Origin of the sequence: Hydrogenophaga intermedia, assembly GCF_000723405.1 — a bacterium.
In the GTDB taxonomy this organism is placed as follows: Bacteria; Pseudomonadota; Gammaproteobacteria; order Burkholderiales; family Burkholderiaceae_C; genus Hydrogenophaga; species Hydrogenophaga intermedia.
Genome location: NZ_CCAE010000066.1, coordinates 1 through 22,298 on the forward strand (window position 1 = coordinate 1; position 22,298 = coordinate 22,298).

Below are 22,298 nucleotides of genomic sequence, written 5' to 3' on the forward strand. Positions count from 1 at the left end.
GGTCTACCCAGACCACCCCCGCGCCAGTGCTAGCTTTGCGTACCGTCACTTATTGCACTGAAAACGAGGAGACCCCGTCAACCAGTCAGCTGGTCAGGGTTCGTGGGTCGAGAAAGCGCCTGGGCGCTCAGCGCAGCGCTATGAGCCGTGCCTCAGGAACGGCGGCAGCGGTGGTGGCCTGAGCAAGGCGGCAAGCTCCGCCTCACCCGGATCGGTGCCGTTTCGAGTCCGGCCTTCGCCACCCGATGCACCTTTGTGGCGGCGCGGCGCGGGCAGCACCTCGAACGCTTGCGCCTCGTTGGCCGCCAGTACCGAGCTGGCATGCCCGTCCTGAAGCGGCACGCCAGGCTGCGACATGAGAGCCGACGGATCGAGCGCATCGTTGACCGCGGTCTCGGCCGACGCAGCGTGCGCCCCAGCTTGCTGGACCGCGGGCAACATGGCCGCCTCTTCCGGCAGGCGCACCACCAGACCCTGCACCGGGGCGACCGAGATGTGCTGCTTCAAGAGCCGCTCCATGGCCGAGCCGTCACGGCGGGTGAGGTTGGGCACGTAGCGGCTGTACACCCGAAACAGCATCTCGGTGCTGGTGTGGCCGAGCTGGCGCGCGATCCACTCCGGTGCTTCGCCGGCGGCGAGCCACAGCGTGGCTGCCGTGTGCCGCATCTGGTACGCCCTGCGGTGAGGGATGTTGAGATGGCGCAGCAGCGGTGACCAGACCCGATTCAGAAAATTCTGGTTGTCGATCGGCTCACCCTTGCGGTTGCAGAAGACGAACTCGGAGAGTTTGGCCGTGGCCTTGAACTGCGCTTGCAAGGCGTCGAACACCAGGTCGGTCATCTGGATGTCGCGCACGCTGCCATCGGTCTTGAGCTCATCCTCCTCCTTCATCACGATGGCCTCGCGAACCAGGATCAGGCGGCGCTCGAAGTCGATGTACTTCCACTTCAGGCCGTGCACTTCCCCCGTGCGCATGCCGGTGAAGAAGCGCACGGTGAAGTAGTTGCGGAAGTCCGCCCGCACGGTCGTGAGGATCTGCTGGACCTCCTCGAGCGTGAAGGGCATGACGTCGCTGCGCTTCATCTTGAGCGGCTTGATGTTGCGAAACGCGGACGTAAACTCCAGCCGGTCGGCCGCCTCGTTGAGGATCTGGCGCAGCGGCTTCATCACGGAGTTGATGCGACGGTTGGACAGCGTGGAGAGGCGTTTTCGGGCGGGTACTTTGGCGAGTGATGCCCGAAAAGCCAGAACGTCTGCCTTGGTGATGTGGCCGACCTCTTTGTCCCCGAAGTACGGGATCAGGTACTGGTCCAGCGATCCCCGTTGCGTGACGCGGTAGCTACGGCGCCAGGACACTTCACACTCGGCGAACCACATGTCGGCGAAGTCCTTGAACAAGGGCGTGCCAGAGCGCGTGGTGCGCTGAGCGGTTTCAGCGTCGTTGGTCGAAGCTTCGGAGTCGACCTGGCCGGACTTGGCCGGAAGCGGCTTTCCGAAGGTCTTCTCGTAGTCGAACGTGCCGAGGGCGATTTCGCCTTCAATGCGCTCAAGGGCCTTTTGCAGACGTTTGCGGTTCATCGGCGTGTCTGCAAGAGCGGTGTACTCGCGCAGCCGTTGCCCGGCGTATCTGAAGTCAAGGAACAGCGTGCCCTTGCTGTCGAGGCGACGAATGCTACCCATGGAGCATGCCTCCATTCGCCAGCGGAATCGTCGCAGAGCCGCCAGACGAGGCCATCGCCATGTCAGCCTCGATGTGCTCCCAGATGTAGAGCGTCTTGCGGCCACCAAAGGGACGGATGTAGTGCCGCCCTTCGATAAGAACGCTGTCCTTGAGCCGATCGCGGATCGTTCGGCTGTCGTACTTGATCCGAGCAGAAAGCTCGTCCGTGGTGAGATAAGTCGCTGTAGACACTGGTCACTCCTTTCATCCGATGCGACAATTCAGATGTCAAAAACGCTCTACAGATCGCTTTTTGCCATCTTGGACGACATTATGGACGCCTAAATGCCACTGTCAAGTGCTTTTTTGCATCCTGAGTGAAAAAAAGACACGGAGAGTGATGTGATCAAGTGCCACCTGTCCCGCCTGATGGGGGAGCGAAAGCTCAAGATCAGCGATGTCGCGCGGGACACCGGTCTTCACCGGAACACGATCACGCTGCTGTATCAAGAGACGGCGACAAGAATCGACCTTGAGGCCGTGAATGCGCTCTGCAAGTATTTCAGTGTCGATGTCGCGGACCTATTCCAGTACCTCCCTGACGAGGACTAGCGCAGCGCGGCAGATCTACACATCCCGTGCAGCTCACCGAGACAGGAGCACATCACGTGACGCTGATAAAACCTGCGGCTGGGTATATCAAGGACACGGGGACGCCAAAAGGGCGAGGTGTGTTCGCTGCTCGCTCGATCAAGGCTGGCGAAACCGTGGAGTCCTGTCCCGTCTTACTTCTCGACATTGCCAAGTTCAGCATGCCTCAGTGCATAGCCTCCAGGGTGTTCGCATGGGGTGATCTGACCGGAGAAGGTCTTCAGTCAGGCTTGGCGCTTGGCTGGGGGAGCATGTACAACCATTCGAATCCGGCAAACATGCGATTTGTTGCTGACCCGGTAGCGGGTCTGCTGAACTTCCTCGCGGCGCGTGACATTGAGGCCGACGAAGAGCTGACCATCAACTACAACGCGTCTCACGGCGATATCACGTCCACTCAAGACAACTGGTTTGAAGGTACTGGCATTCAACCGATGTAGACGCAGCAGCCACCCCACATCGCCAACATGAGGGATTATGGATTCAGACCTTCGTTCCTACTTCCGATTCACCGGTAAAGGTCGCCTGGAGAAGTCGATCAACTCGCTGCTTGGATTGCTTGAAGGCATAGCAATCGACGGAAAAGTTACGGACGGCGAAATCTCCATGCTACGCATGTGGCTGGCCGATCACCAGGACGTCGCGTCCCGTCATCCCTACTCCGAGCTCGTGCCGGCCCTGGTAGCAGCCGTCGCCGATGGCGCACTAGACCCTGATGAACGCGAAGACTTGACCTGGCTCTGTCAGAGACTCAGGAGCACTGAGTTCTTCGACATGGTCACGGCTGATCTTCAGCGACTTCATGCTTTGGTAGGTGGAATCGCGGCAGATGGTCGCATTTCAACCGAGGAAATGCGGGGCCTGTCTGAATGGCTCTCAGAACACGCCCACCTGCAAACTTGCTGGCCATATGACGAGATCTCAACACTGACAACAAAGGCGCTGAGCGACGGTCGTGTTGACGAGACCGAGCAAAGGATGTTGCTTGACTTCTTCACCGAGTTTCTCGCGGTACTTGATGAACGAACCATAGTTCGTCCAATCGCCTTTGACGGTCCAGAACAGAGCATCGGTGCGCTGTGTGCAGTAGGTCCTGAGGTGACTTTCCCCTCGAAAACGTTCTGCTTCACTGGCGCCTCGTCCAAGTACAAACGCGCAGACTTTGAAGGACTCGTGCAACGCCTCGGCGGTGAGACGCTGTCGGGGGTCTCGACAAAGCTGCACTATCTCGTTATCGGTGCCGAGGGAAATCCTTGTTGGGCATTCGCCTGCTACGGCCGAAAGGTAGAGAAGGCAGTTGCACTGCGACGCAAAGGGGTGCGCGTGGTCATCCTCCATGAGAACGACTTTCACGATGCCGTGCTGGACGCAGGCTAACCGATCCGCTCTATTGCGGTAGGCGAACAGACCTGCAACAGCGGTTGCCATTTCCTACCACCACGGCGTCCCTGTACAAGTTCGGACCTACGCGCGCCAACGCAGCACGCTGTCTTCGGAATAACAATCTCTGGGAGACTCAAGTGACATCTCGCCTTCGTCGCATGCTTCTGGTGAACACACGCACCAGCGGCAACGCCACCTCGGCCAGCATCAATCAGATCGATCCACGGGATGGAGCATCCATCACTGGCGAGAACGCGGTTGGCAAGACCACGACGTTGGAGCTCTTTCCCCTGTTCTTTGGCACCCTGCCCAGCCAGATTACGGAAACCGTGGGCGGTCGAGAGCCCATGCTCAAGTTCGTGCTGCCCATGCCCTACAGCGCGATCGTCTTCGAGTACCAGCGTGGCAACGATGAAGAACACGACATGCGCTGCGCCGTGCTTCGCCGGGGCGACAACGACCATCGCCCGGTGTATCGCTTCATCAACCGCGGCTTTCGCGAAGAGGCCTTCCTGCACACCAACGAGGAGGGACGGCAGATCTTCTGCGACGACGGGCAGATGCGCGACGCCTACATCGCGATGGGAGCCCAGTGCTCGAAGCTGCTCGACATCTCCGAGTACCGAGCGGTGATCCTGGGGGCCGAGGCTCGCACGCAGGACGCCAAAGAGCTGCGACGCCTGAGCACTGTCTATGGCTTTGGCTCGCGCCTGACCAATCTGGATCGCCTCATTGCGGCGGTGGCCAAGGAGAAGCTGGACTTCAAGGACTTCGTACGCTTGGCCATCACCATCGTGCAGGAGCGGCTGAGTACCCATGGAGACGTCCCGAGCCGCCAAAAGGTCACCCTGCGGCAAAGCAAGGACCAGATCGCCAACTGGTTGCGCGATCGCAATGCCCTGGAAAAGGCATTCGGCATGGAGAAGGACGTGGGCCTGCTTCGAGAAGCTCTGGAGCAGCTCAGCAACGCCGAGGCCTCGCTGCGGGCCGTACGGCAGGAGGTCGCACCGGCGCTCAAGTCGCGCCGGGAGAAGCTCCTGGTCACCACGGACGCACTGAAGGCCGCGCGAGGAGCGCTGAACGAGCACAACACCAGGAGCCAGAGGACCACCGCAACCCTTATGGCCGCGGTCGAGCAATCCAGCTCCGCACACAACGATGCACACAACAAGGTGCGTGCGGAAGAGGCACGAAGGGCCTCTTTGCAGCTGAGCGAGGTCAAGGACTGGGCCAATGCCCTCGAGCGTGTCGAGCAGAAGCAGGTCGACCTGCGTCACCTCGAGGCCAGCGCGGACGAGATGTCTGGCAAGTCCTCCAACATCGAGCGCAGGTTCGCCGATTTGATCGGCGAGGCGAACGACGCGGCCAGGGATGCGGCGGCGAAGATCCGAGCCTCGAAAGAAGACGTGAGATCCCGATCAGACGCCGAAGCCGATGGCCTTCGCAAGGCAGCGGCGGACCAGCAGGCCGCCTTGACCGCTGAACTCAGTGCTATCGAGGTTGAACTCAAGCCCCGAATCGAAGAGTTGGTCGACGAGCGGGCGCAGCTGCAGGCCCAGGTAGCGGCTGCCCAGCCAAGCCGGGCGGCCAGCCAGGAGCTCGTGGCTGCCCAGGACGCCCAGATCAATGCCTCACAGCGCCTGGTGGATGTCGGCAGGAGCCGAGAAGCTGCGAACACAGCATGGGAAAGCGCCCGGCGCGAGCACCAGGATGCCGAACGCCTTGTCGATGACACGCAGCAACGCCTCAACGAGGCCGTCGCACGCGTGACGCAGGCCCAGGCGCGCCTGACCCCCGCCGACGGCACGCTGCTGAGCGTCCTGCGAGCAAGCCCTGACGACTCCTGGAAAAGGGGCCTTGCCAAAATCCTTGACCCTGCCCTTCTCTCGCGCTCAGACCTCTCACCCATGCACAACCCTGGCGCAGATCAGGAGGTGGCGTTTGGCTGGCAGCTCAACACCACCCCACTCGCCCAGCCCGAATGGTCCGACGACGAACTGCTTCGCGAGGCCCTCGCACACGCTGAAGGGGTTCACTCTGCGGCAAAGACCCGGCTTGCCGAAGCCAAACAGGCTCTCAACACGGCCACTCAGACCCTAGATGCCAGGAAGAAGAGCAGGAGCGAGGCTGAAGGTGAAGTCGCCGTCGCACAGACCTACCTGGACAAAGCGAAGCGGGAAGCCAAGGCGGCCAGCGATCGATGCGATCAGGAGGTCGCGGAGATCAAACGAAATGGAGCCACCCGGGTCAAGGAGGTTAGCGACAAGCTCACCGAACTGCGCCTTCAACTCGAGAGAGCCCAGACGAAGGAGCGCGCGGATCGTGAGCAGGTCGGCAAGGACCTCGATGTCCAGCTTGCCAAGCTCAGGGCCCGCACAACACAGTCAATTGATGCCATCGAAGGTCGGGCGCTTGAAGCCCTTGCCACGGGCAAGGCCAACGCCGCGGCCCTGCAAGCCCAACTCGATGCCGCTCTGAAGGCTGAGGGTGTCGATCCGGTCGTGCTTGCTGCACGTCGAAGCGAGGCCAAGACACTAAGGGAGGAGATCAACCGCATCCTCGAGCGACGCCCCACGGTTGCACTGTGGCGCCAGTGGCTCAACGAGGGCGGCGACCAAATCCTCGTTAACCTTGGGACGGCTGCCAGGAAGACGGAAGGGGCGCGGGCCAAGGCTCAGGCCGACTTGTCGGCCCATGAGAAGAAGGCCAAGCAAGAGGGTTCGGTGCTCGCAGCGGAGGTTGGACTCCTGGAATCGCTTGAGGCCCTGCTCAACGGAGAAATCAACGCCCTGGTGGCCATTCTGGAAGAGCTCGGCCTGAGCGAGTCAACCTCCCGAGAGCCCGAGCCCAACTTGAGTCTGGATGAACTGCGCTCACGCCTGAATCGCGCCCGGGCGCAGGTCGAGAACAGCGAGAACGTGGTGCGGCGGCGTCACGGCCCCATCCGCGATCAACTCATTGGACAGGCCAGCTCTGTCGCCGAATACATCCAGCAAAGCCTGGATGCATTGCCCGCCGACATGACGCCCATGGGGCGAGCGGCCGAGCTCTGCACCATCTACGCCGGCCTGCGCCGCCAGGTGCTGCCCAACGTCATCAACGACGTCACCACCATCTTGAACCAGGTGCGCCAATTCCGTGGGGTGATCACGCGCTTCGAGGGTGAGGTGAGGAACTTCAACAGGGAGTTCCAGAGGGGTCTGAACGTTGCCCAGTTCCACCGCATCGAGAGCCTGAAGGTCGAGATCGTCTCCAACTTCGGGGAGATCTCCTTCATGCGCGAGATCGATGCCATCGACCGCGTCGCGCGTGAGCATGAGACAAGTCTGGCAGTCAACGACCGCTCCCAACTACCGTCGGCGGACACGGCGGCCGCGCTCACCAAATTCCTGCAGTTGCTGCGCCAGGACTCCACAGTCGAGCTCGACCTGGCCGCCCACGTGGACTTGAAGGGCAGCGTGACAGTCAATGGGCAAACGCGTCATTTCAGCCGGCCGGCCGACCTGGAGCACATCTCCTCCACCGGCATCAACGCGATCATCCTGATCAGCCTCCTGGTGGGCATGCTCAACATGATCCGGGGCGACAACGACATCTACATCCCTTGGATCAGCGACGAGGTAGGCAAGTTCGACCCCGGCAACTTCAAGGGCCTTATGGACACCTTGCGCGAGAACCGCATCGATCCCGTGACGGCCTCCCCCACCCTCACCCACGCCGAGTTCCGGCACTTCGCCCGGCGCTATGTCTTCAAGGACCGCGGCTCGATCGGGCTCTTTGCGCCGGCGGCGCGCCCCGCACGCAAAGCTGCAGCTGCGACTTCGGAAGCTGGCCATGAAGCCTGAGACCCTAGCCACCTTGCTCGCCGGCAACTTCGTGTGCCAGTACGCCTTCCCGGAGGCCTACGCGGACCTGGTGCAGCTTGGCGAGGGCGAGAAGGCTGATCAGTGGCTGCAGAGCCTGGACCGGCGCCTGGCGCGTCTTGGCGATGACGGCGCCTTCTTCGTGGCACCACTGCAGGTGCACACCAATGAGCAGGTGGCCAAGGTCAAGGCCGACCTGGCGCGGTTTCGGGATGTCTACGGGCTGCTCGTGGAGATGCTCAACCTGGTGCGCCTGACCAAGGACGGGTTTCGCGGGGTGCCGGGCGAATACGTCCAGCTCGCCGAGATCCTGCTGAAGGTCAACGAAGACACCACCCTGGTGAGCCGCCTGCGTGAGCTGCGAATCCCAGGGGCGGATGCCCGGCTCTCCAACAACGAGCTGTTGCGCAAGATGCTCGATCGCCTGCGCGCTGAAGGCTACCTGGTCGTCTCCAATGCCTCCACGGAGACCTACCAGATCACGGGCAAGGTCGATCATCTGCATGCCGTCATGCAGTACCTGGTGGAAAACGTACCCGAACTCACCGACACCGCTCTGCCCGATGCGGATGCCGCCGAGGACGACGACCAGGACGGCCAGGCGGATCTGCTTCGCGCCGCCGCGGCAGATGGCGGCCTCAAGGGAGCCAAGGGTGAGTGAGCCGCTCAACCCGATCCAGCAGCTGCTCAAGGCGCTGTCGGACCACAGCGACCTGGTGAGCGAGGCAATCCGTGGCCCAGTCTCCACCGGTGGCAAGCGCAACAGGGGGGTTGAGACCCTCATCCGCATGCGCGCGCTCATGCCGGTGGACGAGGACACCTACTACCTCAACCCACTGCTTCGCGAGTTCATCGGCGACTACGTCGTCAGCAGCTATGGAGCGTTCCGTCAGCTCGCGCAACTGGATTCGCCCATCCGGCAGCTGCGCCAAGACTTCGACAGCCTGCGCGACTTCCGTCGTGAAGGCTCGGTTCGCGATGCGGACCGAGCCATGGACAGGCTGGACCAGGCGGTGGTGCGAATCGGCTTCCTCATGGACCAGAACCTGCTGATGCTGGGCGCCAAGGTGACGACGAACTTCGGTGACGTCGAGTCCGTCGCGGGCAAGATCCGGGAGAACGGTTTCTACTACAAGGAGATCGGCCGCTTCAGTCGCCAGATCGTGACCTTGGACGCGCGGGTCCAGGAGATGGCGAACGAGGCGATTGGCCTACACCTGCCCGAAGTGCGTCGCCTGCTCAACGTGCGCGTCCTCTCCCGTCTGGCCGACTGGACCGCCCGCATAGGCGACATCCAGCGCGTGGTCTCCAAGAACCTGTTCTCACTGCGCCAGATGGAGCAACGCCAGCGAAACCTGGCCAACGTGGCTTTGTGGCTGTCCAAGAACCGGATGAGCGAGGGCTTCGAGCTCGATGTGAAGCCGGAGGTCGCTGCCAAGCTGGCCACCCCGGAAGGTCTGCTCACCACCTGGAACGTGGACGTCGCAGACAACGACCCCGTCGTCACCGAAGGCGTGCTCTCCGCGGCCAAGCGCCTCCCTCCCATCACCACAGCGCCCAAGCCCGAGGTCATCGAGTCGCCCGAGGTCCTCGCCACCTCGCAGGAGACGGTCGAGCCCGTCGTCGAGCCGATCGATGAACTCATCGATGCATACGTTGACTTCATACGGGCCAACCCTGCAATCAACGACTCGCAAACCGCGTCTCTCCTGCAATGGCTTGAGCGCCACGGGGAGGCCTATGAGCTGGAAGACTCGGTGACGGACGAGGAATGGTTGCTCTACGCCTGCGCGCAGATTGCCTCCGCCGGACTGCAGGTCGACGTCCTCGCTCGAGCTCGTGCACCCGGCGAGTTCAACGACTTCTTCATGGATGCCTACGCCCAAATCCCGACCAATCCTCACGCAACCACCTCCCTGACTTCAGGCGTGGCATCGCGGAACTCATGAGCTACACCGCCCACGAGATCGCCTTCCTGCAAGACCTGGTGGCCAAGGGTTCAGGGCAGAAGGCCGCCTCTTCTACCTCGAGGTCACTCGGCCAGCACTACGGCATGGGCCAGCACATTGGCAGCCGATTCACCTTCACCGAGGCGGACGCCGCCCGGGCGCGCCAGATGCTGGTCAACGCCAATATCGCGATCGAGCCGCCGAGCACTGGACTGCGGCGAGCGGAGGCCGGTCAGAACAACCCGGCCAGGGAGAAGGCCGGCACGCTGCCCCCCCACGGGGACTCCATCGCCGTAAAGGCCGCCCACGGCCACTGCGACCTCGACGGTCTTCCCGTGGCCACTCAGGGCTACCAAGTACTCACCTTGGAGCAAGCACTCAGTGTGCGCGCCGACGTTCTGCTGGTAGTGGAGAACCTGGAGAGCCTGCGCTTTCTCGAGCGCAACCGGTGGATCGACTACGAGAGCAAGGCTGAGCGTGCCAAACAGCTGGCCGCCGGCCTCAGTCGCCCAAGGGGTGGACTGACGGTGCCGGCTGACGTGTTGCAAGGCCGGTAGGGAAATCGACAGAGCCTGAGAGGTGTCTTCGAGATGCCCGACGATCGAGTGCTTCTGCATAGGGTTAGCAAAAAAACAGATCATGGCCAAACAAACTCGCGCATCGTCAGCCGGTCGCTGAAGGTTTCTCTCAGTGTGCCGCCGTTGGCCTCTACCACTGCGGGGTCGCCCATCCACACACGGCGGCACGAGGCAGGCACCTTATCGAGCAGCGTATCGAGTGCCAGCCCAGCCGCCATCCCGACAGTGGGGTGCAGATCGATCACGCCATGGGGCTGGAAGCTGTTGCCGCACCCAGCCTCTACGATGAGTGCACCCGACTCATCAGGCCAATCGGTCAGCCGGAAGTTCGGTCGTTCCTCGCCGTCAAAGCCTGCCAGGATCGACGCTTTGCCGTAGAGCAAGACGGCATGCCCGGCAGCAGCGTAAGCCTCCACCCAGGCGCTGATATGGGCTGGGGGGCGGCCCAGGCTTCGCCGCCAATGGTCCAGGGCTGCCTCGCCATCGAAGTCGATCCCCGCCGAGATGATCAGGTCGGCGCTGGCCAGTTGCTCGAGATCCTTCTTGGTGAGCGATTCGAATCGACGCTGAAACGCGTGCTCGAACTTCAGGTGGGGAAATTCTCGTCGCAGGTGCTCTTGCAGCGCGGCAGCCTTGTTGAAGCCGACGTGGAACATGCCCAGCGGATGCCGAGAGATGTTGGCCGTCGTCAGACTGTCCCCGTCGACGAAGATTTGCTCGCCCACACCCGCCTGAGCGAGCAGACGCGCCACCGCCGCACCGATGGCACCGCAGCCGATGATGGCCACCTTGCGGTTCTTGACCAATGCATAGCTCGAGGGGTGATCCCGTCCGTGAACCCATGCTCCGTCGACACGCGCAACCTTGCAGCGCTCGACAGGGCGCTTCGCGTAGGAGCCGACGATGCGTGCTGCGGGCACCTTTGACATGTGCCGGAATCCCTTCATCACGTCACGGCGCTCCGCCCCTCGCAGCACCACCCCCGCGAAGGCGGTGCCGGTCTGGGTGTCGACCTCGAACAAGAACGGTGACAGCAGCCCAGGCTCCAGGCATTTGCGGACAATGTCCTGCGGGAGCAGCTTGGTGATCTCGTCGCCGGTTTCCGGAAACTCCCGCGGCGTCCAAGGCTGCGAAAGACGGAACAGCCAGGTCGGGTAGATCTCCTTGTCACCCGGGTTGGCGCTGGTGTTGCGCAACCAGCGCTTGAGTTCGTCCTTGTCGTCGGCGATCACATGGCGATTCGACCGTGCATCGAAGAAGTACGCCACTTCGCGTGTCACCCCACCCGGGGTGACCAGGCTCCACACGCGCGCACGGTCGGCGCTTTTCGTAGCCCGGTGCGACCAGTAGGCCGTGAACTCCCGTTCGAACTCTTCGCGCCGCTTGGGTGCTGGGAAGTTGAGAAGCTCCTCTGCATCGCACAGATGCGTCTGCACCCGGTCGGCGATCGGCGCAGAGTTCCTGGTCGACCGCAAGCACAGCAGCCCCGCCTGCTCGACGTGCGGCCAGCTGTAGTCGCTGCCCGCCGCAGGTGCGAAGACCCGGGGCTGCGAGTTCGGGAATGCGGCATCGATGGCCAGCACCAGGTGGTCGACCGATTCCAGCTCGAGCGATCCAGCGGGGATGTTCACCCGCCAGCCCGCCTCAAACCCCTTTTGGAGTTCTTCCAGTGCCCCCGCAGTCAGCCGCTGCCACTGGCCCGGGCGATGCTGCTCGAGGCCAGCTTCGATCTCACTCGCGGCCTGCGCGCGTTCTGCTTCGGTCCTCAGCCGAACCTCCCGCCACCATCGTTGCGACGAGCGGTCTCGACGGACGTGACCGCCATGGCCGAGCCCTTGTTGCCGCCGCCATTGCCGCCGTTGCCGCCGCCGCCACCACCATCGTCGTCCTTGTTGTCCGGCTGTTTGCTGAAGTAGTCGGTGTCGAACACGCCGTCCCACGCCTCACGGGCTTGCTTGCGCGTGCAATCGGACTTCTCCAGTGCCTCCAGCGTCTTGAGCGCGCCGCTCAAGCAATCGCGGAAGAACGTCACGGCATCGTCGCCCGCCGACGCCAGCTTGGTCGCCAGCACGGGATGGTCGATCTCGGTCGACTTCTGCAACTTCTTGTCGATGGCCTTCCACGTCTCGCGCAGCGCCTTGTCGTCGCGATCCGCGCTGTACTGGAAGTGGTCGACGACCAGTTTGGTGATGCTGATCCCGCTCGTCGTCTCGTTCTTCCAGTCCGCGCGTCGCGCAAACTTCTTGGTCAGCTTGGTGATGCGCCGCATCTGGCTACCGTCTGATTCGCCGGCGTTCAGTTCGCCCACCAGGCCGTTGAACCAGCGGGTCACCGCTCGGGCGTCAGAGCGCGTCCACTCATCACCGCTTGCCAGCTCGTAGTGCTCCACCGGATCGCCGTTCTCGTCCTTGGTGGTGACGATGCGGTACACCGGAATGTCGATGTGGTAGCCCGCGGCGTAGACTTGGCGAACGCAGTTGCGCTTGACCGTGGCTTCCTGCTTGAGTCGGCCGTCCCAAACCAGCGCGTCGCAAACCCGCTGACGGGCTTCCTTCGGCGTCAAAGCGAAGCCGATCCAATCCTTGAGATCAGCCGACGCGAAGTAGGCCCCGTCGTCGATGTCGTAGTCGTTGTCGTCGTCCTGCACCATGGTGCGCATCTGGTACGACCCCTGCGACCGAACCTCCTTGGGTTGCGGCTTCTTGGCCTCGTTGAGACCGTTCTCCAGGCGGGTGCGGCCGGCGTCGCGTCGCGTGCGCATCTCACCTTGTTGCTTGTTCGAGAGCGTGACGTTGTCCCGGTGGAAGTTCGTCATCTCGCTGTGGCAGTCGATGTCAGCCATTGGTGTTCTGCTCCTGGTTGGTGGCCGATGGGTGAGGTCTGGAGGTGGCCAGGGTGGAACGAAATTCCTGCATCTCGGTTGCCGTCGAGGCGAACGCGAAATCGACGTCCGAGATCGCCTGGCGGGCCAGTGCGTTGAGCACCTTCTTCCGGGCGTCATCCATGTTGGTCAGGTAGTCGCGCAGCTCGTTGGACGGGCACTGAGCCGGAAGTCGATAGGCGAAGCTGCCATCGCCGCGCATCTCGGCCATCTTGCTGGTGAGGTAGTCGTACCCGACGGCCTGCGCGTTCAGGCTTGCCGAGATGGCCTTGAGCCCGAAGCCCCAGCCCCAAGCCGCCCGATGCCGCCACCAGTGGATTTCCTCGCCACCCTGCGAGGGCAGCGTGCCCAGCATGAAGAGGTGGATGGGGCGGTTTTCGCCGCGATCCTTCAGGATCTCGGTCGCTTCCATCATGCCGATCAGACCGGGGTTGTTCGCCCAGAGGCCGCCATCGACATACGTTGCGGTCGCACCGGAGCCACCTGGCTCCTGCAGGCGAGCCATCGAGCGCAGGATGGGCGCCGCGCTGGTGGCCATGCACACGTCGACCAGGGTGCGCTTGTTGTCTCGCCCATTCAGGCGCTTCAGGTGCTGAGATTTGAAGACGACCGCCGCGTGGCGGGCCAGATCGAGCGTCGGCACCGCCAAGGCAATCTTGCGATCGTCGTAGACCGACCCGATGGTGCTGTCGCCCAGCGTGTCGGTCAGCGTCTTGCGCAGCGCCCGGTCGCCGCAGATGGTGCCGATGCCGAACGCGCGAACGAGCTTGCCGAGGATGGGCAGCGGGCGAACCCACTGCAGCGGGAAGATCTTCTTTCCCGCCTTGGCATAGAGCTCCTGCATTTGCGTCAGAGGCACGCCGGCCGCGAGCCCACAGGCCACGATACCGCCCGTGCTCGTGCCGACGACGAGGTCGAAGGCCGATCCAACGTCGAGCGGACCCTGCAGCTTCAGCTTCTCACTGATGCGCTCGGCGAAGGTGGCCAGATAGGCAGTTTGGTATGCGCCGCGCATGCCACCGCCGTCCAGGCACAGGACTCGAAAGGGCTTCGTCTCCTCCACATGTGCTCCCTGTGGTTTGAAATGATCCGCGACATATTGGGCGCGTTGCAATCAGTTTCAAGAGGCACTTCACACGAAACAGGCGTTTTTTCAGGGCCGTGGTGGGCTTCAGGCGTTCACCAAGGCTATTCCCTCGTTAGCGATTTTCAGGTGCTTACGCCTTCGCCCGGTTTCGTCGTCGGAACTAGCTGCGGTGCGAAACTGACGGGGAGCCATTCGATCGACTCATCGCTACAAACGCGTCAGTGCCGCGGCACGTCAGGCCCATGTGGCGCGCTTGCCTGCCACGCTCGTGAATCTCGCCGAGGGTGAGTGAGGCGGAGCAAGATGGGTCACGGCGCCACGGTAGACGCACTGGCTTCCGCGCAGAATGGCGCGGGCAGACGACAGTCTGCTTAATGGCTCAGTTCAGACCTCTGACCTCGCACCTCGAATGGCAGCAACCGCTGGGGGCTGTGTGAAAACCCTCTCACGGCCTGCCTCCTGGGCCGGTAGAGTCCGCAGACATATTGAACATCGGGGTCAATATGTCCAGATTCATCGAGGGTCAGGACCGGCAGCAGGTCACATTGCTGCCAGAGTGCCTGGACGACTTCATTACAGAGGACAACACGGTTCGGATCGTTGATGCCTTCATCGACGAGTTGGACCTTGCGGCCCTGGGATTCGAAGGCGCAACGCCGGCTTCAACCGGCAGGCCCTCCTACCACCCCGCGGTGCTCCTGAAGCTCTACCTCTACGGCTACCTCAACCGCATCCAGTCCAGTCGCAGGCTGGAGCGTGAGTGCCAGCGCAACGTGGAGTTGATGTGGCTGACCGGGCGGCTCGCCCACGACTTCAAGACCATCGCGGACTTCCGGCGCGACAACGGCAAGGGCATCCGCAACGTCTGCCGTCGCTTCGTGATGCTGTGCCGCGAGTTGAAGCTGTTCACCGAGGCCGTGGTGGCCATCGACGGCAGCAAGTTCAAGGCGGTCAACAACCGGGAGCGCAACTTCACGCCGGGCAAGATCGAGCGACGCGAGCGCGACCTGGAGGAAAGCATCCAACGTTACATGGACGCGCTGGAGACGGCAGACCGGACCCAGCCTGCAGAGATGCAGGCCAAGACCGAACGGCTGCACGGGAAGATCCAGAAGATGCGCCAGCGCCTGCAAGGCCTGCAGGTGATCAAGGCGCAGTTGGAGACCCTGCCGGATCGGCAGATCTCCCAGACGGATCCTGATGCGCGGGCCATGACCACCTACAGCGCCAAGGGAACGGCCATGGTGGGCTACAACGTGCAAGCCGCGGTGGACACCAAGAATCATCTGATCGTGGCCCACGAGGTCACGAACAACGGCAATGACCGCGCGCAGCTGAGCCCAATGGCTCTGGCGGCGCGCGATGCGATGGGCAAGCGCCGGTTGAAAGCGATCGCCGATCGCGGCTACTACAGCGGCCCTGGGCTCAAGGCCTGCCAGGATGCCGGGGTTGCCGCGCTTGTTCCTAAACCGATGACATCCAACGCCAGGTTCGAAGGCCGGTTCGACAAGACCGACTTCGTCTACATCGCCCGTGACGACGAGTACCAATGCCCAGCCGGTCAGCGTGCGATCCGGCGCTTCAGTCGAGAGGAGGATGGGCTGCAGATCAGCATCTACTGGTCCAGCGCTTGCCCCGCCTGTTCAATGAAAGCGCAGTGCACAACGAGTGAGTACCGGCGCATCAGGCGATGGGAGCACGAGGAGGTCATGGACAAGACCCAGCAACGGCTGGACCGAATGCCCAACGCCATGACGGTGCGCAAGAGCACCATTGAGCACGTCTTCGGAACGCTCAAGCACTGGATGGGCTGGACACACTTCCTGACCCGAGGCTTCCAAAACGTGGCGACCGAAATGAGCCTGAGCGTGTTGGCGTACAACTTCAGGCGAGTCCTCAGCATCCTTGGCTTCGAGGGGGCCATGAAAGCGATGCGCCTCCTGGGCGCATGAGGGCGCCATCTGCGGTCGCTGCAGGGTGAATAGGCACCCCGAGATCGCCTCGAAGATCAATCTGACGGGTCGCAGGCGCGACCAAACCGAGAAAACCGCCTGAGCGGCTGGCTACGCCTCTGTCGGGCGCGTGCTTCCCGCGTTGTCACACAGCCTCGCTGCGTAGCCGTCCTCGACACCTTTGCGATGGTCTCGCAGACAACCGAACTGATGTGCAGGAGTGCCATCACGGTTCTCTTTCAGAGCCAACCAGACTCGGTATCCCGCTTACTGCGGGCACGCCTGCCCTAGCGCCGCAGCCGCAGGTGGTGGGCGTCTTCGCTCTTCCGCACTTCGACCACCGCCTCCAGGGCCTTGAGCATTTCGCCGAATCCGGCGTAGCCGAAGTCTTTAGGGTCGAAGGTGGGGTCCAGCCGCTTGATCAGTGGCAACACGTTGGCTTTGTTCACCCAGGGTTCGCCCGTGGATTCGGACAGCAGGTGTAGGGCGCGGCGTAGCAAGTCGGCGGCGGGGTTAGCCGGAAGTGCGGTGGCCGCTTCGGGGGCATCGCCCTTCTTGCTGTCGACCAGGGTCTCCGGCTCGATGAGGCTGTCGTAGAAGCGGAACTCGTGGCAGCTCTTGGCCCAGTGTTTGTTGGTGTTCTTGCGGTTGCCAATGCCGATCAGTGTGCGTCCAGCGGCCTTGATCTTCTGCGCAACGGGCATGTAATCGCTGTCTCCGCCCACGACGATGACTGTCCTGATGTGAGCGAAACGGCTGAGATCCTCTGTGGCATCGAGGCAGAGCTTGATATCGGCGCCATTTTTTGCGGAAGCCCCTGGCGGAAATAGCTGGATCAGCTCGACCGAGCCCTGAAGCAAGGCATCGCGGTACCGACCGAAGTACTGCCAGTTGCCATAAGCACGGTTGATCGCGACCGGCCCGAACGAGGCGCTGAGTTCAACCAGGGCCTGGACATCGATTAAAGGCTCTTGAACCTTGAAGCGGTTGTCTTGCTTCGCATACGCACCTTCGCCGTATTTGGCCTCCATGAGGCCGGCGTGGAGATTCTCGAAGTCCCAGTACAGGGCGACAGATCCGCTTTCGCCGTTGTCGTTGGTTCGCACAGTTTTCTCCCTCCCAGTCGTGATGCAGTCATCGTAATGCCCCTTGGTAGAGTCAATTGACCGGGAAGGAGCAATACCACCGCGACGTCCGGAGCCATGGCACCAGCACACCACAAGAAGGAATTCGTCGGACCGAAATGTTCACACTACGGGACGCGGAAAAATCGCACTTGAGGTGAAGTGGTATGCCAGCAAGGAGGACGCGGTGGGTCCTGACTTCGGCCCGAGCATCGCGAGGACGGTCTTTGTCAAAACGGCGCTCCTACCGCCTGTACCGTCCTGAGGCGACTTCCTGGGTCTGCCTTTTAGGCTAAAGAGCGATGGTCGTTCCCCGAGGCGAAACCACATCTCGCGGATTCCGCTGGGCCAGCAGTGGGCCAGTTGCGGGCCACAGCAAACTGCGCAGCAGGTCGAAGACCATCGCCTCAGTGCCCGAGCTGGCCCACGAACAGCGCGCTGCCGGGGAGAGGCAGCGCCTCAACTACGTGATCGACCCACGCTTGGATGCGCGTAAGTCCTTGATTTGGCGCGGCTGGCGGGGATCGAACCCACGACCCTCGGCTTCGGAGGCCGATACTCTATCCACTGAGCTACAGCCGCGTGGCTGGAAAAGACCAATACTCCTTCTACTGCGCGGTTCCCGAATGACGACAGCCTTCGGAGGCCGATACTCTATCCACTGAGCTACAGCCGCGCAGAGCCATGCATTCTAGCGGCTTGCTCGGGATCGCCCGGGCCCGCCATAGGCGCTAGATATAATCGCGGGCTGTCCGCCGACGCCCGGCGCGCACTGCCAGAAGGCCTTGAAGGCCCGCCTGCCACCCCCCTGAGGACCCCATGAGCGACCACGATTCCCATACCGGCCCCATCAAGACGCCCGCCCAGCTAATGTGGACGTCGCTCTTTGCCTTCGTGGTCCCCGTGTTCATCATCATTGGCCTGGTCTATTTCGTGACCTCGGCCAACAAGCCTGGCGCCGGCGCGGTCGACACCGAACTCGCGGTCGCCCAGCGCATCGAGAAGGTCGGCTCGGTGGAAATCCGCGACGCCAACCGCCCGCTCGAAGCCGGCGCCACCGTGTACAAGGCCCAGTGCGCCGCCTGCCACGAAGCAGGTCTGGCAGGCGCCCCCAAGTTCGGTGACGCCGGGGCCTGGGCCGCGCGCATCGCCACCGGCTACGAGGCGCTGCTCAATTCCGCCCTGAAGGGCAAGGGCGCCATGGGCGCTCAGGGCGGCGGCGCGTTCCGCGACGCGGAAATCGGCCGCGCCGTGGTGCACATGGCCAACGCCGCCGGCGCCAAGTTCGCCGAGCCGCAAATGGCCGCGCCCGCGCCGAAAGCCGACGCTGCGCCTGCGCCGGCCGCTGCCGCACCCGCCGCCGCTCCTGCGGCCGCCGCACCCGCCGCACCAGCACCCGCCTCGGCGGCCGCTGTCGCCGCCAACGGTGAGGCCCTGTACAAGCAAGCCTGCACGGTGTGCCACGCCGCTGGCGTGGCGGGCGCGCCCAAGACAGGCGACAAGGCCGCCTGGGCCCCGCGCATCGCACAGGGCGTGGAAGCCCTCACAGCCAGCGCGATCAAGGGCAAGGGCGCCATGCCGCCCAAGGGGGGTGCGATGGCCGCCTCGGATGCCGAGATCAAGGCCGCCGTGCAGTACCTGATCGATCGCGCCAAGTAAGCGCGCGCGACGCCACCGCACAGAAGCCGGTCACTGACCGGCTTTTTTCATGGCCTCGGGGCTGCGCACGAAGCCGAATCGCGTGGGCAGATCGTCCGCGCGCACGGCCTGCGGTTGCCAGCGCCCCGCCTCCACCGCGTCGGCCGCGAGCGCCATGTCGGCCGTGTGCACCAGGCCGACGCCACGGTCGGTATCGAGGTAGAGCCTGCCCTCCTCGTCGAGCAGGCTGGCGCGCACCGTGACTGGCTCGCCGTCGTGCGCTTGCACCGAGCCGTCGGGCTGCAGTCGCCACACCCACGGGGTGTTCTCCAGCTCCACATAGACGCGTTGCGGCCCGTTCTGGAAGAACCACTGGCCCTGATCGTCGGCCGCGTAGTTGCGGTGGATGAAGGCGATGAGCTTGTCGTGCCGCAGCAGCGAACCCTTGCTGCGCGCGAAGGGGCCGGCGGCTTGCGCGCGGTCATCGCGCATGTACCACTGGCCGCGCGCGTCCAGCCCCAGCCAACCGTGGCAGTGCGGCACGTTGGGCCATTTGGCGAGCGCGGCCTTGACGATGTCGTCCATTCGGTGCGGCTCAGGTGTGGGCAAGCAACCAGTGTCCCACCGCGTCGGGCATGGTGCGCACATGCCCGGGCAATCCCCACGCCCCCAGCGAGGCGGCGAAGCCCACATGGCCGCCGTGGGCGGGCTGCCAGAGCGTGACGCGCGCGCCCACCTCGCCTGCCCGCGGCAAGGAGTGGGCGGGCACGAAGGGATCGTTGAGCGCGTTGACGGCGAGCGCGGGCACGCGGATGCGCGCGAGGTGCGGCTTGGCCGAGGCCCGAGCCCAGTAGTCCTCGGCGTCGCGAAAGCCGTGCAGCGGTGCAGTGAAAATGTCGTCGAAGGCGTGCAGGTCGCGCGCGGCGCGCAGGGCTTCTGCACTGAACAGGCCCGGGTGTTGCGCAAGCTTGCTCAGCGCCTTGGGCTTCATGCTGCGCAGGAACATGCGCGTGTAGATCTGCCGGTTCAGGCCACGGCCGATGGCGTGTCCGCCCGCGGCGAGGTCCAGCGGCGAGCACACGGCGGCCACGGCCTTCACGACGCTGGCGGCGGCCTCGCCCGATTCACCGGCCCAGCGCAAGAGCGCATTGCCGCCCAATGAGACGCCCACCGCGATCAAGGGGCGCTGCGGTTCGGCGGTGGCGAAGCGGCGCAGGATCCAGTCGATCTCTTCGAAATCGCCCGAGTGGTAGGCGCGCGGCGCGCGGTTCATCTCGCCCGAGCAGCCGCGAAAGTGCGGCACGGCGTACGCCAGACCGCGCTCCGCGGCGACATCGGCGAAGGCCACGGCGTACTGGCTGGCCGAGGAGCCTTCGAGGCCGTGGAACAGCACGAGGCGGGGCGCCTGCTCATGCGCCGCGTGGCTGGCGTGGTCGACGTCGATGAAGTCGCCATCGGGCGCGATCCAGCGCTCGCGCCGCCACTGCGGTGCCGGCCCGAAATGCCGGCGCGCGAGCAGCGCAGGCCAGATGGTCTGTGCGTGTCCGCCGGGCAGCCACCATGGCGCACGGTAGGCGGACAGGTCGGTGCGCGGTTCGGGTTTCAACTTGGAAGGTGACTCAATGCAGCAGGGGCTTCTGACCGGACAGTTCGGGCGGCTCGACGCGCGTGCCCGGGCTCGCGTGGTGCGCCACGAGGCGCCAGCCCTGGGCCGTCTTGATGTAGACGTTGGTGGCCAGCACGTAGGCGTGCTGCGGCCCGTCGTCGGTAAGCACGGCCACGCGCTCGACCAGGTTGTGCACGGCGCAGTGGCCATCGTCGTGGCGGTGCAGCTTCTCGGGCATGGCCATCACCGCGCCGTTGGCGAACATGGCCTCGAAGGTGGCGCGAATGGCCTCGTGTCCGATCAGGCGCGGGCCGCCCGGGTGCACGCAGACGATATCGTCCTCGTCGGCCCAGCAGGCCATGAGGCGCTCGATGTCGGCGTGCTGCAGGGCGTCGTAAAACGCGGCTTCGGTGTCGTCCGGCGTGCCCGGTGGCAGCTTGGGTTTGCGCATGCGCGCATTGTGCCGCCGCGCCACGGACGCGGGGTATAGTGCCCGCGAACCCGCTGTCCCAAGGAGGTCCCATGCGCCGTCTGCTCTCACTTCTGCTGATCTGCGTCACCGCCGTGCTGGGCGGCTGCGGCTACAACGACTTCCAGCGGCTTGATGAAGAGAGCCGCTCGGCCTGGGCCGAGGTGCTCAACCAGTATCAGCGCCGCGCCGACCTGATCCCCAACATCGTGGCCACGGTGCAGGGCGAGGCCAATTTCGAGCGCGGCACGCTGGAGGCGGTGGTCAACGCGCGCGCCAAGGCCACCTCGATCCAGGCCACGCCCGAGCTGCTCAACGACCCGGCGGCGCTGCAGAAGTTCCAGGCCGCGCAAGGTGAGCTGGGCAGCGCGCTCAGCCGCCTGATGGTGGTGGTGGAGCAGTACCCGAACCTCAAGGCCAACCAGGGCTTCTCCGACCTGCGCGTGCAACTCGAAGGCACCGAGAACCGCATCGCCGTGGCGCGCAACCGCTACATCCAGGCGGTGCAAGCCTACAACGTGCTGGCGCGCAGCTTCCCCAGCAACCTCACGGCCATGGTGTTCGGGTACCAGCCCAAGGCCAACTTCAGCGTCGCCAACGAGGCCGAGATCAGCCAGCCGCCCAAGGTCGACTTCGGCACGCAGAAGCCCTGACGATGGCGCTAGCCCTGCGCACGCTGCTGGCGCTGGCCCTCGGGCTGGCGTCGGCACTGGCCTGGGCCCAGGGTTTGCAACCCGTGCCCGAGCTGCGTGCGCGGGCGATGGACTTCACCGGCACGCTCGACGCCGCCGCGCTGCAACGCATCGAAGAGCGCCTCGCCGGCTTCGAGCGCGAGCGCGGCACGCAGATCGTGGTGGTGATAGTGGCCAGCACGGCGCCCGAAGACATCGCCGACTACACCCAGCGCCTGGGCGATGCCTGGAAGATCGGCCGGCCCGAGGTGGGCGACGGCCTGCTGTTCGTGATTGCCAAGGACGACCGGCGCATGCGCATCGCGCCGGCCAAGACTCTTGAAGGCGCCATTCCTGACCTGCTGGCGCGCCGCATCCTTGACCAGGTCGTGGCGCCCGCGCTGCGGCAGGGGGACTTCGCGGGGGGCATCGATGCGGGGCTCACCCAGATCATGGCGGCCGTGCGCGGTGAGGCCTTGCCGCTGCCCACGCAGGAATCGCGCTCGCAAGGCAGTGCGGGCGACTGGACCGATGGCCTCGTGTTCCTGCTGTTCGCCGTGCCGATGGTGGCCGGCTTCATGCGCCGGGCTTTTGGTCGCGCGCTGGGCATTCCTCTCACCGGCGCGGCCTCGGGCGTGATCGCTTGGCTGCTCACCTCTGTGTTGTGGGTTAGCGCCGGCGCGGCGCTGCTGGGCATGCTGGTGGCAGTGCTGACGCGCTTCATGCCGGTGTCGACACCCTCGTCGCGGGGCCGGGGTGGCCACGGGGGCGGTTGGGGTGGCCAGC

The 22,298-nt window shown here is 64.1% G+C and carries 20 protein-coding genes and 1 tRNA gene; 11 read left to right on the plus strand and 10 right to left on the minus strand.

Features of this window, described 5'->3' with window-relative positions; genetic code table 11:
* Window positions 1–138: 138 nt before the first annotated feature.
* Both BN948_RS22710 and BN948_RS22715 read right to left on the minus strand, forming a co-directional pair.
* Entirely contained in the window at window positions 139–1,680 is a 1,542-nt protein-coding gene (locus tag BN948_RS22710; protein ID WP_081922029.1) for a site-specific integrase, read from the minus strand.
* Complete coding sequence (locus BN948_RS22715; protein WP_035624045.1) at window positions 1,673–1,912, minus strand: hypothetical protein; 240 nt, start codon at window positions 1,910–1,912, stop codon at window positions 1,673–1,675. The genes BN948_RS22710 and BN948_RS22715 overlap by 8 nt, the downstream gene beginning before the upstream one ends.
* 150 nt (window positions 1,913–2,062) lie before the next feature.
* On the opposite strand from BN948_RS22715, the gene BN948_RS22720 reads away from it, so the two are divergent.
* The 7 genes from BN948_RS22720 (at window position 2,063) to BN948_RS25880 (ending at window position 10,063) form a co-directional block, all read left to right on the plus strand.
* Window positions 2,063–2,272: a helix-turn-helix domain-containing protein gene (locus BN948_RS22720; RefSeq protein WP_035624048.1), complete on the plus strand. Its 210-nt coding sequence runs from the start codon at window positions 2,063–2,065 to the stop codon at window positions 2,270–2,272.
* A gap of 56 nt (window positions 2,273–2,328) precedes the next feature.
* Window positions 2,329–2,751: an SET domain-containing protein gene (locus tag BN948_RS22725; RefSeq protein ID WP_035624051.1), complete on the plus strand. Its 423-nt coding sequence runs from the start codon at window positions 2,329–2,331 to the stop codon at window positions 2,749–2,751.
* Window positions 2,752–2,788: 37 nt separating this feature from the next.
* Window positions 2,789–3,688, plus strand: coding sequence for an NAD-dependent DNA ligase (locus BN948_RS22730; RefSeq protein WP_035624054.1), 900 nt, complete (start codon window positions 2,789–2,791; stop codon window positions 3,686–3,688).
* A 173-nt stretch (window positions 3,689–3,861) separates the two neighbouring features.
* The gene (locus tag BN948_RS22735) at window positions 3,862–7,539 is read left to right on the plus strand and encodes an ATP-binding protein (RefSeq protein WP_162182754.1); all 3,678 of its coding nucleotides are present in this window, start codon (window positions 3,862–3,864) and stop codon (window positions 7,537–7,539) included.
* Window positions 7,529–8,218, plus strand: a complete 690-nt coding sequence (locus BN948_RS22740) for a hypothetical protein (RefSeq protein ID WP_035624059.1) — start codon at window positions 7,529–7,531, stop codon at window positions 8,216–8,218. Before BN948_RS22735 ends, BN948_RS22740 begins: the two co-directional genes overlap by 11 nt.
* Window positions 8,211–9,506: a hypothetical protein gene (locus tag BN948_RS22745; RefSeq protein WP_035624061.1), complete on the plus strand. Its 1,296-nt coding sequence runs from the start codon at window positions 8,211–8,213 to the stop codon at window positions 9,504–9,506. Before BN948_RS22740 ends, BN948_RS22745 begins: the two co-directional genes overlap by 8 nt.
* Complete coding sequence (locus tag BN948_RS25880; RefSeq protein WP_051756307.1) at window positions 9,503–10,063, plus strand: hypothetical protein; 561 nt, start codon at window positions 9,503–9,505, stop codon at window positions 10,061–10,063. The genes BN948_RS22745 and BN948_RS25880 overlap by 4 nt, the downstream gene beginning before the upstream one ends.
* 80 nt (window positions 10,064–10,143) lie before the next feature.
* Here the strand turns inward: BN948_RS25880 and BN948_RS25885 are convergent, their stop codons facing one another.
* The 3 genes from BN948_RS25885 to BN948_RS22770 all read right to left on the minus strand — a co-directional run bounded on the left by BN948_RS25885 (window position 10,144) and on the right by BN948_RS22770 (window position 14,079).
* On the minus strand, window positions 10,144–11,715 hold the full coding sequence (locus tag BN948_RS25885) for a ThiF family adenylyltransferase (RefSeq protein WP_051756309.1): 1,572 nt from the start codon (window positions 11,713–11,715) through the stop codon (window positions 10,144–10,146).
* Window positions 11,716–11,849: 134 nt separating this feature from the next.
* On the minus strand, window positions 11,850–12,926 hold the full coding sequence (locus BN948_RS26955) for a cyclic GMP-AMP synthase DncV-like nucleotidyltransferase (RefSeq protein WP_051756313.1): 1,077 nt from the start codon (window positions 12,924–12,926) through the stop codon (window positions 11,850–11,852).
* Window positions 12,919–14,079, minus strand: coding sequence for a CBASS cGAMP-activated phospholipase (locus BN948_RS22770; protein WP_138819849.1), 1,161 nt, complete (start codon window positions 14,077–14,079; stop codon window positions 12,919–12,921). The genes BN948_RS26955 and BN948_RS22770 overlap by 8 nt, the downstream gene beginning before the upstream one ends.
* A 476-nt stretch (window positions 14,080–14,555) precedes the next feature.
* On the opposite strand from BN948_RS22770, the gene BN948_RS22775 reads away from it, so the two are divergent.
* The gene (locus tag BN948_RS22775) at window positions 14,556–16,004 is read left to right on the plus strand and encodes an IS1182 family transposase (protein WP_035624070.1); all 1,449 of its coding nucleotides are present in this window, start codon (window positions 14,556–14,558) and stop codon (window positions 16,002–16,004) included.
* A 287-nt stretch (window positions 16,005–16,291) separates the two neighbouring features.
* Here BN948_RS22775 and BN948_RS22780 read toward each other — a convergent pair whose 3' ends face one another.
* Both BN948_RS22780 and BN948_RS22785 read right to left on the minus strand, forming a co-directional pair.
* Window positions 16,292–17,110: an NYN domain-containing protein gene (locus BN948_RS22780; protein WP_009519235.1), complete on the minus strand. Its 819-nt coding sequence runs from the start codon at window positions 17,108–17,110 to the stop codon at window positions 16,292–16,294.
* Between the two features lie 524 nt (window positions 17,111–17,634).
* Window positions 17,635–17,710, minus strand: a tRNA-Arg gene (locus tag BN948_RS22785).
* A gap of 237 nt (window positions 17,711–17,947) precedes the next feature.
* On the opposite strand from BN948_RS22785, the gene BN948_RS22790 reads away from it, so the two are divergent.
* Window positions 17,948–18,787, plus strand: coding sequence for a c-type cytochrome (locus tag BN948_RS22790; RefSeq protein WP_009519237.1), 840 nt, complete (start codon window positions 17,948–17,950; stop codon window positions 18,785–18,787).
* 30 nt (window positions 18,788–18,817) lie between these two features.
* On the opposite strand, the gene BN948_RS22795 is transcribed toward BN948_RS22790, so the two are convergent.
* The 3 genes from BN948_RS22795 to BN948_RS22805 are packed head-to-tail and all read right to left on the minus strand — an operon-like array spanning window position 18,818 to window position 20,823.
* Window positions 18,818–19,351 carry a DUF2946 family protein gene (locus BN948_RS22795; RefSeq protein ID WP_009519239.1) on the minus strand — a complete coding sequence of 178 codons (534 nt, stop codon included), beginning with the start codon at window positions 19,349–19,351 and terminating at the stop codon, window positions 18,818–18,820.
* A 10-nt stretch (window positions 19,352–19,361) separates the two neighbouring features.
* Window positions 19,362–20,372: a YheT family hydrolase gene (locus tag BN948_RS22800; RefSeq protein ID WP_009519240.1), complete on the minus strand. Its 1,011-nt coding sequence runs from the start codon at window positions 20,370–20,372 to the stop codon at window positions 19,362–19,364.
* Window positions 20,373–20,385: 13 nt separating this feature from the next.
* The gene (locus BN948_RS22805) at window positions 20,386–20,823 is read right to left on the minus strand and encodes a YybH family protein (RefSeq protein ID WP_009519241.1); all 438 of its coding nucleotides are present in this window, start codon (window positions 20,821–20,823) and stop codon (window positions 20,386–20,388) included.
* 71 nt (window positions 20,824–20,894) lie between these two features.
* Here BN948_RS22805 and BN948_RS22810 point away from each other — a divergent pair, with 71 nt between their 5' ends.
* Window positions 20,895–21,494 carry a LemA family protein gene (locus tag BN948_RS22810; protein ID WP_009519242.1) on the plus strand — a complete coding sequence of 200 codons (600 nt, stop codon included), beginning with the start codon at window positions 20,895–20,897 and terminating at the stop codon, window positions 21,492–21,494.
* A 2-nt stretch (window positions 21,495–21,496) separates the two neighbouring features.
* Window positions 21,497–22,298, plus strand: an 802-nt coding sequence (locus BN948_RS22815; protein ID WP_035624073.1) for a TPM domain-containing protein, incomplete at its 3' end; no start/stop codon positions are given.

What these genes read in the sequence shown, in the direction of transcription:
- BN948_RS22790 (WP_009519237.1), top strand. Translation starts at nt 17,948, where the DNA reads ATGAGCGACCACGATTCCCATACCGGCCCCATCAAGACGCCCGCCCAG.
- BN948_RS25880 (WP_051756307.1), top strand. Translation starts at nt 9,503, where the DNA reads ATGAGCTACACCGCCCACGAGATCGCCTTCCTGCAAGACCTGGTGGCC.
- BN948_RS26955 (WP_051756313.1), bottom strand. Translation starts at nt 12,926, where the DNA reads ATGGCTGACATCGACTGCCACAGCGAGATGACGAACTTCCACCGGGAC.
- BN948_RS22805 (WP_009519241.1), bottom strand. Translation starts at nt 20,823, where the DNA reads ATGCGCAAACCCAAGCTGCCACCGGGCACGCCGGACGACACCGAAGCC.
- BN948_RS22810 (WP_009519242.1), top strand. Translation starts at nt 20,895, where the DNA reads ATGCGCCGTCTGCTCTCACTTCTGCTGATCTGCGTCACCGCCGTGCTG.
- BN948_RS22740 (WP_035624059.1), top strand. Translation starts at nt 7,529, where the DNA reads ATGAAGCCTGAGACCCTAGCCACCTTGCTCGCCGGCAACTTCGTGTGC.
- BN948_RS22730 (WP_035624054.1), top strand. Translation starts at nt 2,789, where the DNA reads ATGGATTCAGACCTTCGTTCCTACTTCCGATTCACCGGTAAAGGTCGC.
- BN948_RS22775 (WP_035624070.1), top strand. Translation starts at nt 14,556, where the DNA reads ATGTCCAGATTCATCGAGGGTCAGGACCGGCAGCAGGTCACATTGCTG.
- BN948_RS22795 (WP_009519239.1), bottom strand. Translation starts at nt 19,351, where the DNA reads ATGGACGACATCGTCAAGGCCGCGCTCGCCAAATGGCCCAACGTGCCG.
- BN948_RS22710 (WP_081922029.1), bottom strand. Translation starts at nt 1,680, where the DNA reads ATGGGTAGCATTCGTCGCCTCGACAGCAAGGGCACGCTGTTCCTTGAC.